We start from the raw sequence: 13,773 nt of genomic DNA, 5'->3' as shown, positions 1-13,773 counted from the left end.
CCGGCCACTTTGGCGAGCGTTCGCGGGGGTGGCAAGGACCGGAGTGATATCGGCCGGGCGCCCTTGCCTCAAGAGGGTCTTCGTGTATAGTGCGCGCCCTCTTAACCTCCTTGCCGGCCGCTATCGCGTCCGGCTATGCCCGGCCCGGACATGCTCGTCCCGGCGCGGGCTGAGACAACCCGAAGGGAGCCACCGACTTTGACGTACTACGAAAACGTTTTCATCGCCCGCCAGGACATCTCGCAGCCGCAGGCCGAGGCGCTCGGCGAGGCGTTCGCCAAGGTCGTCGCCGACCTCGGCGGCAAAGTGACCAAGCGCGAATACTGGGGCCTGCGCAACCTCGCCTTCCGCATCAAGAAAAACCGCAAGGGCCATTACCTGCTGCTCAACATCGACGCGCCGGCCGCGGCCGTGCACGAGATGGAACGTCAAATGCGCATCAACGAGGACGTCATCCGCCATCTGACCGTCCGCGTCGAGGAGCTGGAAGAAGGCCCGTCCGCCATGATGCGCGCGCGCGACCAACGCGACGAGCGCCCCGGGCGCGGCGACCGCTTCGGTGGCGACCGCTTCGGTGGCGATCGCTTCGGGGGCGATCGCGACCGGCCGCGCCGCTCCCGCGGCGAGGAAGGCGCGCCCCGCGATCTCGGTTCCGATGACGGCGAAGGAGGCGGTTCATGAACGGCGCGCGTAAACCCGGCGGCCGCGGCGGCGCGTTTTTCCGCCGGCGCAAGAGCTGCCCGTTCAGCGGCGACAAAGCGCCGAAGATCGACTACAAGGACGTGCGTCTGCTGTCGCGCTACGTATCCGAGCGCGGCAAGATCGTGCCGAGCCGTATTTCGGCCGTGTCCGCCAAGAAGCAGCGGGAACTCGCCAACGCCATCAAGCGCGCCCGTTTCCTCGCGCTGATTCCCTACGCGGTGCGCTGAGGCGCGGACGGCGGCTCGTTACTTCACTTCGGGGATGGGCCGTCGGGGATGGGCGTGCCATGACCAGGGACCTGCTGTTCGCCGTGGCCGCCGGCGTGGCCAGCGCGCTCGCCGGCCTCGCGTTTCTCGCCCGCGCTCCCGGCGCGACTCTCCTGCTGATCTATCTTGGTCCGCTGCCGTTGATGTTGACCGGACTCGCTCTCGGCGTTCGTCCCGCTTTGGCCGCGTGCGGCGTCGGCGCGCTGGTCGCCGGCCTGCTCGCAGGGCCTTTGGCCATGCTGCTCTATGTCGTCGGCCATGCCCTACCCGGCGCGCTGGTGGTGTGGCTCGGGCTCAGCCGTCAACCCAAAGTGGATATCGTGGTCGGCGACGAAACCGGAAACGGATCGACCATCACCCCGGCCGAATGGTACCCGCATGGACACGTGGTGGCGTGGCTTGCCGCCCTGGCGGCGGCCCTGATCGCCGCCGCCGCGCTGGCGCTCTCCTCTGGCGAAGGGTTCCAGGCGGCCGTCGCCGCGCACATCGAAAAAGGCATGGCCGCCCTGTTGCCCACCCTCGGCGGGGCCGAGCGTTCACCTCTTGTGGCCACCATGATCGGGCTGTTTCCGGGCTGGATCGGAGTGTCCTGGGTGGCGATGGGGGCGGTTAACGCCGTTATGGCCGAAGCCGTCCTGATCCGGACCGGGCGGGCGCTCAGGCCGAAACCGGTCTGGTCCGAAATAACGCTGCCCGACTGGCTTTCCTGGCTGCTGGTCGGGGCGGCCTTGTTGGCGTTGATCGGGCCGGGGGATGTGGGGTATACGGGGCGCAACCTCGCGCTCGCGCTGGCGTTCCCGCACTTCCTTCTCGGGCTTGCGGTCGTGCACGGGCTGGCAAACCGGACCCCGCAACCCCGGGCGCTGCTTGTCGGTTTTTACGTTGTTTTGTTCATCTCCGCCTGGGCCCTGTTGGTCGTGGCGGCGGTGGGCGTGCTGGAACACTGGATCGGAATACGCAACAGGCTGCCCGGCGGGCCTCGGCCCGGATCGAACGAGCCGCAAGCCTGAACGAGGGCATGAAGGAGAACGTACGATGGAAGTCATTCTGCTGGAACGCATCGCCAAGCTCGGCCAAATGGGCGAGGTGGTGAAGGTCAAGGCCGGATATGCGCGCAATTACCTGTTGCCGCGCAAGAAGGCGCTGCGCGCGACCGATGAAAACAAAAAACTGTTCGAAACGCGCCGGGCCCAGCTCGAAGCGCAAAACCTCGCGCGCAAGTCCGACGCCGATCGCGTCGCCGAAAAGATGAAAGGTCTCGCCGTTGTCCTTATCCGCCAAGCGGGCGAAGCCGGGCAACTCTACGGTTCCGTGAACGCCCGCGACATCGCCGCGGCGGTCAAGGACGCGGGCTTCACCGTCGAACGCCAGCAAGTCGAGTTGAACGTGCCGATCAAGGCCCTCGGCCTCGTCCAGGTTCCCGTCCATCTTCACCCCGAAGTGGCGGTGACGATCACGGTCAACGTCGCCCGCTCGGCCGAAGAAGCGCAAATCCAGGCCCGCACCGGCACCGCGGTGGTCTACGGCGCTCAGGCCGAAGATGAGAAACTCGCGCGCGAGGAAGCGCGCCAGCGCGCCGAGGCCCTGTTCGAGGAAGGCGCCGGTCCCAAGGGCGAACAACCCGGCGCCGAAGGCGCGGCGGAGGCCGAAGTCGCCGCACCCGCGGAAGCCGAGGCCGGGGCCGAAGCCGAAGCCAAGCCGAAGGCGAAATCCAAGAAATCGAAAAAGGCCGAATAACCCCGGTTGCCGACCCGCCCGCCGGATTTCCGCCGGTCCCGCGCCAAACCTGACTCTCCTTCTCGGTCTTTAATGCCCGGGTTTATTTGAACCTTTTCCCGGGTTCTTCCTTATTCGTATTTCGCCTAATATTGGTGGGCCGCCTATCTCGGAAAATGGCCCGGGAATAGATCGCGTGCCAAAAAAACAACGTAGGACTTGCTCGAACGACTAAGCGCGGCCGTGGCCCGAGGGATTCGCCATGTTCTTGCTGTCGAGGCTGCTCACCCACCTGATCCGCGTCGGCACGTTGACAGTGACCGACGCGGGTGGAGGCCGTCATGTATTTTCCGGCGCGCCCGGACCGGCGGTCGCCATTCGCCTGCACGACCCCGCGTTGCCGCGTCGGCTGTTTTTCAACCCGAGTCTCGCCCTCGGCGAAGCTTACACCGACGGCACGCTCACCATCGAAAACGGCGGTAGTCTTTACAACCTGCTCGATTTGTTGTGCCTCAACGTCGGCCGGGTGGGATTGCACCCCTTCAACCGCGCGCGGATTGCCATCGAGCGCCTGTTCCGCCGTTTCGATCAGTTCAATCCGATCACAAAAGCCCGCGCCAATGTCGCTCACCACTACGATTTGTCGGGCGAGCTGTACGAACTCTTCCTCGATTCCGACCGGCAATACAGTTGCGCATATTTCCGAACCGGCGGAGAAGACCTGGAAACGGCCCAGATCGACAAGAAACGCCACATCGCCGCCAAGCTTCTGCTCAAGCCGGGTCAGAAAGTTCTCGATATCGGCTCGGGTTGGGGAGGACTCGCGCTTCATCTCGCCCGCGAGCACGGCGTCGAGGTGACCGGCCTTACGTTGTCGTCCGAACAGCTCGCCTATGCCGAGGCGCGCGCCCGGCGCGAAGGCCTCGCCAACCGGGTCCGTTTTGCGTTGCGCGACTACCGCGATGAAACCGGCATTTACGATCGGATCGTTTCGGTCGGCATGTTCGAACATGTCGGCGTCAATCACTATCGGCAATTTTTCGCCCAAATCCGCGATCGGTTGACCCCGGACGGGATCGCTCTGCTTCACACCATCGGGCGCACCCAGCGGCCGGGCCGCACCGACCCCTGGATCCGCAAATACATCTTTCCCGGGGGCTACATCCCGGCGCTGTCGGAGATCGCCCGCGCGGTCGAACACACGGGCATCGAGACCACCGACGTCGAGATCCTTCGGTTGCATTATGCCGAAACGCTGCGCCATTGGCGGCGGCGCTTCCTGGCCAACCGCGCGCGCGCGGCGGCGATCTACGACGAAAGGTTCTGTCGGATGTGGGAATTTTACCTCGCCATCAGCGAGGTTTCCTTCCGGCACCTCGATTCCGTCGTGTTCCAGGTGCAAATGGCGAAGCGCCGGGACGCGGTGCCGTTGGTGCGCGACTACCTCTACGGTCCCGATTCGGGCCCGAAGCTCCGGCTGATGCCCCGGCAAAGCGATCCGCGGGCGGCTTGAGAGCTAAGGCCGGCGCGGCTTTTCGCACGACAGAAGTCAAGTCCTGTTTTTCACCGCCTGTCCCCGTTATACACATTTCTAACAGACCTGCGCGCGTTGAGATTGCGACGCGCCGAGGTGTTTATTCGCCGCCATGCCGATCGCCCTTTCCGCCGCGCTGCCGGCGCTCCGCGACGATTCATCCGAGATCGCGCGCCGCCAGCCGCCCCACAACATTCCGGCCGAAAAGGCCCTGCTTGGCGCGGTTTTCGTCAACAACCGCGCCTTCGAGCGCGTGTCCGAATTCCTCCGGCCCGAGCATTTCGCGATTCCGCAGCACGGGCGCATTTACGCCGCCATCGGCCTGTTGATCGAGCGCGGCCAGATCGCCGATCCGGTCACGCTCCGGCGCTATTTCGAGCAGGAGCAGGCGCTGGCCGAGATCGGCGGGCCTGCCTACCTGATGGAGCTGGCCGAAAGCGCCACCACCGTCATCAACGCCGGCGAATACGGCCGCCTGATCCACGATTTGCACCTGCGGCGCGAGTTGATCGGCATCGGCGAGGACATGGTCAACGACGCCTTCGCCGCCGAGGTCGACCGCACCGCCAGCACCCAGATCGAACAGGCCGAGCAGCGCCTCTACGACCTCGCCACCACCGGCGAGTACGAGCGCGGCTTCGAGGCGTTCTCGCGCTCGCTCGAAAAGGCGCTCGAAATGGCCGAGCGCGCCCACAAGCGCGAAGGCAAGCTCGCCGGCGTCACCACGGGCTTTCGCGACCTCGACCAGTTGCTGGGCGGCCTGCATCCGTCCGATCTCGTCATTCTCGCCGGACGCCCGGCCATGGGCAAAACCGCCCTCGCCACCAACATCGCCTTCAATACGGCGAGCGCCTTTATCCGGTCCAAAGGCGCCGAGGGCGCGGTGGTCGGCTTCTTCTCCCTCGAAATGTCGTCCGAGCAATTGGCCGCGCGTATCCTGTCGGAAGCCACCAATATTTCGTCCGACGCCATGCGCAAGGGCCAGTTGTCGAACGAGGAATTCGACCGGCTCGCCGCCATCGCGCCGGAAATCAACCGGATGCCCATTTTTATCGACGACACGCCCGGCTTGACGGTAAGCGCGCTGCGCACCCGCGCGCGGCGGCTGAAGCGCCAGCACAATCTCGGCCTGATCGTGGTCGACTACTTGCAATTGATCTCCGGCGGCGCAGCGGCGCGCCCCGACAATCGCGTGCAGGAAGTGTCCGAGATCACGCGCGGCCTCAAGGTCCTGGCCAAGGAATTGAACGTGCCGGTGCTGGCGCTGTCGCAGCTCTCGCGCCAGGTCGAAGCCCGCGACGACAAGAAGCCGCAACTCGCCGATTTGCGCGAATCCGGCTCGATCGAGCAGGACGCGGACCTGGTCATGTTCATCTTCCGCGAAGAATATTACGTCAACCTGCGCAAGCCGACCCAGCGCGACGACGAGGATTCCTCCAAGTTCGCCGAACGCCACATCAAGTGGGAAGAGCGCATGGAACGAGTCCGCAACCTTGCCGAGATTATCGTCGCCAAGCAGCGCCACGGCCCCGTCGGCACGGTGGAATTGATGTTCCAGGGCCGCTTCACCCGGTTCGGCGACCTCGACCGCGAGCATTCGCCCGAAGCCTGATCCGGGCCGGAGCAAGGGGACAGCGGCCCATGACGACGCACGCGACCACGCCGGCAACCGCGGGCGCCATCGTCACCATCGACCTCGGCGCCGTCGCCGGCAACTGGCGAACGTTGCGGTCGCGCCTCGCGCCGGGCGCCGAATGCGCCGCGGTGGTCAAGGCCGATGCCTACGGCCTGGGGGCCTCGCGGGTCGCGCCCGCGCTGGCCAAGGCCGGCTGCCGGACGTTCTTCGTCGTGACCCTCGACGAGGGACTCGGTCTCGCGCCCGCGTTGGCGGGATGTGCGGTCTACGTTCTGGCGCCGCCGCTTGCCGGCAACGAAGCCGCGATCGCCGACGCGGGCGTAATCCCTGTACTCAATACGCTCGGCGACGTCGCCCTCTGGTCGGCGTTCGCCCGCGGCCGGGGACGCAAGCTTCCCGCCGCGCTGCACGCCGACACCGGCATGCGCCGGCTGGGGCTGACGCCGGCCGAAGTCGCGACGCTCGCCAGCGAGCCCGATCGCCTGGCCGGGATCGACGTGCGGCTTTTTCTCAGCCACCTCGCCTGCGCCGACGAGCCCCATCATCCGCTCAACGCCAAGCAGCTCGCCCAGTTCATCGCCGCCAAGTCCCGGCTCGCCACCACCGGCATCGCCCCGTCGGTGTCGCTCGCCAATTCGTCCGGCATTTTTCTTGCCCCTGAATATCACTTCGACATGGCGCGCCCCGGCGCCGCGCTTTACGGCATCGCGCCGGTGCCGGGCGAGCCCAATCCGATGGCGCAGGTGGTGCGCGTGCAGGCCAAAGTCCTGCAAGTGCGCGACGTTGACGCTGCCGAGACCGTTGGTTATGGTGCGACGCACCGCTTCGCCCGGCCGAGTCGGATCGCCACCATCGCCGCCGGCTACGCCGACGGTTATCCGCGCGCGTTGAGCAACGCCGGAATCTGCTATATCGGCGAACACCGGGCCGCCGTGGTGGGACGGGTCTCCATGGACTTGACGACCATCGACGTATCCGGTCTGCCCGAAGAACTCGCCCGGCCGGGGACCCTCGTCGACCTGATCGGCCCCCATAACCCGCTCGACGACGTGGCGGCCGCGGCCGGCACCATCGGCTACGAACTGCTGACCCGGCTGGGGCACCGCGCCCATCGCGTTTGGCTGGAAGGCGACGCGCCGTGAATTTCCTCCAGCCGATCGGTCATGTCTTTCTCGACTTTCTCGCCACCGCCGGGCGCCTCACGCTGTTCGCGCTCGCGGGCGTCGTCCATTGCTTTCGCCCGCCCTTCTATGGCCGCATGATCGTCCGCCAGATGGTGGAGATCGGTTACTTTTCGCTGCCGGTGGTCGGCCTGACCGCGATTTTCACCGGCATGGTGCTGGCGCTGCAGAGTTACACCGGCTTCGCCCGCTTCTCGGCCGAGGCGGCGATCGCCAACGTCGTCGTCGTCGCCGTCACCCGCGAACTGGGGCCGGTGCTCGCCGGATTGATGGTCGCGGGCCGGGTTGGCGCCGCCATGGCCGCCGAGATCGGCACCATGCGCGTGACCGAGCAGATCGACGCGCTGACCACGCTCTCCACCAACCCGATGAAGTACCTGGTCGCGCCGCGCCTGATCGCCGGCGTCGCCATGCTGCCGATTCTGGTGCTGATCGCCGACATCATCGGCGTGCTCGGCGGATTCCTGGTCGCCACCTACAAGCTCGGCTTCAACCCCGCCAATTACCTGCAAAGCACTTGGGATTTCATGGAGGCCGAGGACGTGATCTCGGGGCTGGTCAAGGCCGGCGTGTTCGGCTTCATCGTCACCCTGATGGGTTGCTATCACGGCTACACGTCGAAGGGCGGCGCGCAGGGAGTCGGCGCCGCCACCACCAACGCCGTGGTCGCCGCCTCGATCCTGATCCTCTGCTTCGACTACATCCTGACCGAAATGTTCTTCGCCGGAAAATGAGCGACCGCGCCGCCACCCCCGCCCGACCGAAGATCCGCATTCGCGGCCTGAAGAAGGCGTTCGGGCGCAAGGTGGTGCTCGACGGCATCGATCTCGACGTCGGCGTCGGCGAATCGCTCGTCGTGATCGGCGGCTCGGGCACCGGCAAGTCGGTGCTGATCAAGAGCGTGCTCGGCATCCTGCAGCCCGATTCCGGCAGCATCGAGGTCGACGGCGAGGAAGTGGTCGGTATCGACGCCGACGGGCGCGAGCGCATCAACCGCAAGTTTGGCATGCTGTTCCAGGGCGCGGCCCTGTTCGACAGCCTGCCGGTGTGGGAAAACGTCGCCTTCGGCCTGCTCGCCCAGAAGAAGGTCAACCGCGCGCGCGCGCGCGAGATTGCCGTCGCCAAGCTCGCCCAGGTCGGGCTCGGCGCCGAGGTCGGCCAGCTTTCGCCCGCCGAGCTTTCGGGCGGCATGCAGAAGCGCGTCGCGCTCGCCCGCGCCATCGCCTCCGATCCCGAAATCATTTTCTTCGACGAGCCGACCACCGGCCTCGATCCGATCATGGCCGACGTCATCAACGACCTGATCGTCAAGACCACGCGCGAGGTCGGCGCCACTGCCCTTTCCATCACCCACGACATGGCCAGCGCGCGCAAGATCGCGCACCGCATCGCCATGCTGCACCAGGGCCGCATCATCTGGAACGGCCCCCCCGTCGCGGTCGACACATCCGGCAATCCGTACGTGGATCAATTCGTGCACGGCCGCGCCGAGGGCCCGATCAAGATGGCCGTCAGGGCCTGACGAGCGCGGGTCATGGCGCGCGCCACATCGAAATTCGTCTGCCAGGCTTGCGGCGCCGAAGCGCCGAAGTGGACCGGCCGCTGCGAGGCGTGCGGCGCCTGGAACACGCTCGCCGAGGAAGCCATCGAGGCCAAGCCCAAGGCGCTCGGCGGCGCGAGCAAGGGCCGCGCCGTGCCGTTCGTCGGTCTGCGCGGCGAGCGCGCGCCCGCGCCCCGGCTCGCGACCGGCATCGCCGAACTCGACCGGGTGCTCGGCGGCGGACTGGTGGCCGGTTCCGCCGTGCTGGTCGGCGGCGATCCCGGCATCGGCAAATCCACCCTGCTGCTCCAGGCCGCCGCCCGCGTCGCCGCCAACGGCCACGGCGCCGTCTACATTTCCGGCGAAGAGGCAATCGACCAGGTGCGGCTGCGCGCCGAACGTCTCGGCATCGCCGATTCCCCGGTCAAGCTCGCGGTCGCGACCCAGGTCGGCGACATCGCCGCCTCGCTCGCTTCCGGCGACGCGCCCGAATTCGTGGTCGTCGATTCGATCCAGACCCTGTTCGTCGAAACGCTCGAATCCGCCCCCGGCACGGTCGCCCAGGTGCGCGCGGCGGCGCACGAGTTGATCCGGCTCGCCAAGCGGCGCGGCTTCGCGCTGGTGCTCATCGGTCACGTCACCAAGGAAGGCCTCATCGCCGGCCCGCGCGTGCTGGAGCACATGGTCGACACGGTGCTCTATTTCGAGGGCGAGCGGACGCACCGCTTCCGCATCCTGCGCGCGGTCAAAAACCGCTTCGGCCCGGCCGACGAGATCGGCGTCTTCGCCATGGGCGAGGAAGGCCTGGCCGAGGTGCCGAACCCGTCGGCGCTGTTCCTGTCCGAACGCGGGCCGGACGCCCAGCCGGGCGCCTCGGTGTTCGCCGGCATGGAAGGCACCCGCCCGGTGCTGGTGGAAATCCAGTCGCTGATCGCGCCCGCGCAGCCGGGCACGCCTCGGCGCGCGGTGGTGGGATGGGATTCGGGCCGCCTCGCCATGGTGCTGGCGGTGCTCGAGGCGCGCGCGGGGCTGTCGTTCGCCAACCAGGACGTCTATCTCAATGTCGCCGGCGGCTTGCGCATCAACGAACCGGCCGCCGACCTCGCCGCCGCGTGCGCGCTGATTTCCTCGCTCGCCGGCGTGCCCGCGCCGGCCGACGCGGTGGTGTTCGGCGAAATCGGGCTTTCGGGCGAAATCCGCCCGGTGGCCCACGCCGAAGCGCGCCTCAAGGAGGCGGCCAAGCTCGGCTTCAAGCGGGCACTCGCGCCCGCGCCGCATCGTACCGGCGGCAAGCCCGCGCGGGTTTCCGGAATCGACGTGCGCGAACTCGGCCACGTGACCGAACTCGCCGCCCTGCTCGCGCGCACTCATTCCACCCCCCGGAGATCCGGCCATGCCTAGTTTGGCCGGCGTCAACGGACTCGATCTCGCGGTCGCGGCCTTGCTGCTGGTATCGGCCGGGTTCGCCTACTTCCGCGGCTTCGTCCACGAAGTTCTCTCGATCACCGGCTGGATCGGCGCGGCGGCGGCGGCGATCTACGGCTTTCCCCACGCCAAGCCGTACTTTCGCCAGTTCATCGACAACGCCCTGTTCGCGGACATCGCCGCCGGCGCGGCGCTGTTCCTGGTCGCGCTGGTCGTCCTCTCCCTGCTTGCGCGCATGATTTCGCGCCGGGTCAAGGACAGCGCGTTGGGCGCCCTCGACCGCGCACTCGGCTTTTTGTTCGGGCTCGCGCGCGGCGCCCTGATCGCGGTGCTCGCCTTCGTCGTCTACATGCTGGCGGTCCCGCCCAAGGAACGGCCCGAATGGGTCGCCAAGGCGCGCACGACGCCCTGGATGGGCGCGGGCGCCAACCTGCTGATCGGCGCGCTGCCGCCTTCGACCGCCGACCGTCTCGGCCTGCGCCGGCCGAAAACCGGCGACGGTGCGGCGCCCGAGCCCACGATTCGCGATCTGCTGCAACCCCGCCCCAAGGCCCCGGACCGCGACCCGCCGGAGGGCTATACCGAGAAGGAGCGCCAGGACATGCAGCGCCTGATCGACAGCACCGGAAAACGCCAATAACTCTACGGTCATAGGCGAGTGACAGAGCGCCCCCGGAGGAGTACAAGAACGCTTCGCCAAACGTAGTAGGCGCCGGAATTCCATGATCCGACACCACCCCTTCGCCGATCGGGTCGACGACGATCATCCGAAGGAGGAGTGCGGCCTGTTCGGCATCTACGGCCTCGCCGACGCCGCCGCCCACACCGCGCTCGGCCTGCACGCGCTCCAGCATCGCGGCCAGGAGGCGGTCGGCGTCGTCAGTTACGACGGCGCCCATTTCCACAGTCATCGCGCGCTCGGCCTGGTCGGCGACAATTTCGACCAGGAATCGGTCATTCGCCGCCTGGTCGGCGACATGGCCATCGGCCACGTCCGCTACGCCACCACCGGCGACACGGTACTGCGCAACGTCCAGCCGCTGTTCGCCGATTTCGCCTTCGGCGGATTGGCCATCGCCCACAACGGCAACCTCACCAACGCCTACACCCTCCGGCGCGCGCTGGTCCAGCGCGGCTGCATCTTCCAGTCGACCACCGACACCGAGACCATCGTCCACCTGATCGCCATCAGCGACCAGGCGCGCGTGGTCGACCGCATGATCGACGCGCTCCGCCAGGTCGAGGGCGCCTACTCGCTGGTCGCGCTGACGCGCGCCAAGCTGATCGGCGTGCGCGACCCGTACGGGGTGCGCCCGCTGGTGCTGGGGCGGCTCGGCCCGGCTTACGTGCTCGCCTCCGAAACCTGCGCCCTCGACATCATCGGCGCGACGTACGAGCGCGACGTCGAGCCCGGCGAGATCGTGGTGATCGACAAGGACGGACTCAAGAGCTACAAGCCCTTCGCCCGCGCGCCGCGCCGCTTCTGCATCTTCGAGTACGTCTATTTCGCCCGCCCCGACAGCTCGATCGAGGGTCGCAACGTCTACGAGACGCGCAAGCGCATCGGCCGCGAGCTGGCGCGCGAAAGCCACGTGTCCGCCGACGTGGTGGTGCCGGTTCCGGATTCGGGCGTGCCCGCCGCCATCGGCTACGCCGAGCAGTCGCGGGTGCCGTTCGAACTCGGCATCGTCCGCAACCACTACGTCGGCCGCACCTTCATCGAACCGACCGACCAGATCCGCCACCTGGGCGTCCGGCTCAAGCACAACGCCAACGCCGCCTACCTCAAGGACAAGCGCGTCGTCCTGGTCGACGATTCGATCGTGCGCGGCACCACTTCGGTCAAGATCGTCGAAATGGTCCGCAACGCCGGCGCGAGCGAAGTGCACATGCGCATCTCCAGCCCGCCGACCACGCACCCCTGTTTCTACGGCATCGACACGCCCGAGCGCGACAAGCTGCTGGCCGCGCGCCACGACGTCGAAGGCATGCGTCGGTTCATCGGCGCCGATTCGCTCGCGTTCGTTTCCCTCGACGGACTTTACCGCGCGGTCGGCGAGCCGCACCGCCTGTCGAACGCGCCGCAGTATTGCGACGCCTGCTTCAGCGGCGAATACCCGATCGCCCTTTCCGACCAGAACGAAGGCGACGTGCCGAGGCAGCTGTCGCTGCTGGCCGAGCGGGCCTGACATGAAACGCCTCGAGGGCCGCATCGCCCTCGTCACCGGGGCCTCGCGCGGGATCGGCCGCGCGACGGCGCTCGCCTGCGCGCGCGAAGGGGCGCACGTGATCGCGCTCGCCCGCACCCAGGGCGCGCTCGAGGAACTCGACGACGAAATCCGCGCGCTCGGCAAAACCGTAACCTTGGTGCCGCTCGACTTGCTCGATTTCGCCGGCATCGACCGGCTGGGCGCAGCCCTGTTCCAACGCCACAAGAAACTCGACCTTCTGGTCGCCGCCGCGGCCGAACTCGGCCCGCTCAGTCCGCTCCCCCATGTCAAGCCGGAGGATTTCGAGCGCACCCTCGCAATCGACCTCACCGCCAACTACCGCCTGATCCGCTCGCTCGATCCGCTGCTGCGCGCGTCCGCCTCAGCCTGCGCGATTTTTCTCACCGGCGGGGTGCCCGAGGGCGCGCACGCGGCCTATTGGGGGCCGTATGCCGCCGCCAAGGCCGCGTTGGAGGCGATGGTGCGCAGTTACGCCGCCGAGGTGGCCCACGCCAAGGTGCGCGTCCACCTGGTGGACCCCGGCCCGACGCGCACGGCGCTGCGCGCCAAGGCTTTTCCCGGCGAAGCTCCGTCGGGGCTGCCCAAGCCGAAAGCGGCGGCCGAGGCGATCGTCGAACTTATATGCGCGGCGGACGCGCCGGAGAGCGGAACGGTCATTCGACTTGGGCGGCTCGCGCCACGTTGACACCCACATTCCGCTCGCTTGCGCCAAGCTAACAGCGGGTAAATCGGGCTTAACGCGTTGATATCCTTCGAAACAGCCCGATTCATGTAGACATTTGTAGGCGTTTTTGCGGCGCGGGCGGAAAAACGGTCCTAAGCGCGACATCCGGCGCGCGCCAGAAATCTGAGACCTATTCACCTGTCCAAGAACGCGGGATTATTTTATCGGAAAATATAGCCGGTAATAGGAATATTGTCAAGATACCGTATAGCGCCCAGCTTCGTCTCAAACCATATATGAAAATTGTAGCTCTATCCGCATCGGTGGAGGCTCCCGATGAAAGCCCTCCCCCTCGCCAAGGTCTACCAACTGCTCGAACCGGGTCCGGTGGTCCTGCTGACGACCGCGCACAAGGGCTGCGCCAACGTCATGACCATGTCGTGGCTGACGCCGATGGAATTCGAGCCGCCGCTGATCGCCTGTATCGTCAGCGAGGCCAACCACAGCTTCGCCGCCCTGCGCGCGACCAAGGAATGCGTGATCGCGATCCCCGCGCGCGACCTCGCGCGCCAGATGGTGGCGGTCGGCAATTGCTCGGGCCGCACGATCGACAAGTTCAAGAAGTTCGGCCTGACGCCGCTTCAAGCCAAGCGCGTGAAACCGCCGCTGATCGCCGAATGCTTCGCCAACATCGAGTGCAAGGTGGTCGATACGGGCTTCGTCAAGAAGTACAATCTGTTCGTGCTCGAAGCGGTCAAGGCGTGGATCGATCCGAAACGGAAAAATCCAAAGATCCTCCATCATCGCGGCGACGGCGTGTTCGCCGTGGACGGCAAGATCGTAAAGTTGCAATCGAAGATGCCGTAAAGGTCGCCGAT

The 13,773-nt window shown here is 66.9% G+C and carries 14 protein-coding genes; all 14 read left to right on the top strand.

Annotated elements, in window-relative coordinates; all coding sequences use genetic code 11:
• Nucleotides 1-198 precede the first annotated feature (198 nt).
• Nucleotides 199-681: a 30S ribosomal protein S6 gene (locus tag FJ311_01340; GenBank protein MBM3950080.1), complete on the top strand. Its 483-nt coding sequence runs from the start codon at nt 199-201 to the stop codon at nt 679-681.
• On the top strand, nt 678-929 hold the full coding sequence (gene rpsR / locus FJ311_01335) for a 30S ribosomal protein S18 (GenBank protein ID MBM3950079.1): 252 nt from the start codon (nt 678-680) through the stop codon (nt 927-929). Before FJ311_01340 ends, rpsR begins: the two co-directional genes overlap by 4 nt.
• Before the next feature lie 59 nt (nt 930-988).
• Nucleotides 989-1,978 (top strand): DUF2232 domain-containing protein, encoded by a 990-nt coding sequence (locus FJ311_01330; protein MBM3950078.1) that lies wholly within the window; start codon nt 989-991, stop codon nt 1,976-1,978.
• Between the two features lie 25 nt (nt 1,979-2,003).
• On the top strand, nt 2,004-2,705 hold the full coding sequence (locus FJ311_01325) for a 50S ribosomal protein L9 (GenBank protein MBM3950077.1): 702 nt from the start codon (nt 2,004-2,006) through the stop codon (nt 2,703-2,705).
• Nucleotides 2,706-2,946: 241 nt separating this feature from the next.
• Nucleotides 2,947-4,197 (top strand): class I SAM-dependent methyltransferase, encoded by a 1,251-nt coding sequence (locus FJ311_01320; GenBank protein MBM3950076.1) that lies wholly within the window; start codon nt 2,947-2,949, stop codon nt 4,195-4,197.
• A gap of 133 nt (nt 4,198-4,330) precedes the next feature.
• A complete protein-coding gene (locus FJ311_01315; protein ID MBM3950075.1) occupies nt 4,331-5,830 on the top strand; it encodes a replicative DNA helicase in 1,500 nt (499 codons plus the stop codon).
• Nucleotides 5,831-5,859: 29 nt separating this feature from the next.
• Nucleotides 5,860-6,996, top strand: coding sequence for an alanine racemase (alr, locus tag FJ311_01310; GenBank protein MBM3950074.1), 1,137 nt, complete (start codon nt 5,860-5,862; stop codon nt 6,994-6,996).
• Complete coding sequence (locus FJ311_01305) at nt 6,993-7,769, top strand: ABC transporter permease (protein MBM3950073.1); 777 nt, start codon at nt 6,993-6,995, stop codon at nt 7,767-7,769. The genes alr and FJ311_01305 overlap by 4 nt, the downstream gene beginning before the upstream one ends.
• On the top strand, nt 7,766-8,557 hold the full coding sequence (locus FJ311_01300; GenBank protein ID MBM3950072.1) for an ATP-binding cassette domain-containing protein: 792 nt from the start codon (nt 7,766-7,768) through the stop codon (nt 8,555-8,557). Before FJ311_01305 ends, FJ311_01300 begins: the two co-directional genes overlap by 4 nt.
• A gap of 12 nt (nt 8,558-8,569) precedes the next feature.
• Nucleotides 8,570-9,976, top strand: coding sequence for a DNA repair protein RadA (gene radA, locus FJ311_01295; GenBank protein ID MBM3950071.1), 1,407 nt, complete (start codon nt 8,570-8,572; stop codon nt 9,974-9,976).
• Nucleotides 9,969-10,640: a CvpA family protein gene (locus FJ311_01290; protein ID MBM3950070.1), complete on the top strand. Its 672-nt coding sequence runs from the start codon at nt 9,969-9,971 to the stop codon at nt 10,638-10,640. Before radA ends, FJ311_01290 begins: the two co-directional genes overlap by 8 nt.
• Before the next feature lie 82 nt (nt 10,641-10,722).
• Entirely contained in the window at nt 10,723-12,189 is a 1,467-nt protein-coding gene (locus tag FJ311_01285; GenBank protein MBM3950069.1) for an amidophosphoribosyltransferase, read from the top strand.
• A 1-nt stretch (nt 12,190) separates the two neighbouring features.
• A complete protein-coding gene (locus FJ311_01280; GenBank protein MBM3950068.1) occupies nt 12,191-12,916 on the top strand; it encodes an SDR family NAD(P)-dependent oxidoreductase in 726 nt (241 codons plus the stop codon).
• Between the two features lie 315 nt (nt 12,917-13,231).
• Nucleotides 13,232-13,762 (top strand): flavin reductase family protein, encoded by a 531-nt coding sequence (locus FJ311_01275; protein MBM3950067.1) that lies wholly within the window; start codon nt 13,232-13,234, stop codon nt 13,760-13,762.
• Nucleotides 13,763-13,773 lie beyond the last annotated feature (11 nt).

It is taken from the genome of Rhodospirillales bacterium, assembly GCA_016872535.1.
In the GTDB taxonomy this organism is placed as follows: Bacteria; Pseudomonadota; Alphaproteobacteria; order Rhodospirillales; family 2-12-FULL-67-15; genus 2-12-FULL-67-15.
The sequence above is the reverse complement of the archived record's forward strand: the minus strand, read 5'-3'. Positions and strand labels throughout refer to the sequence as shown.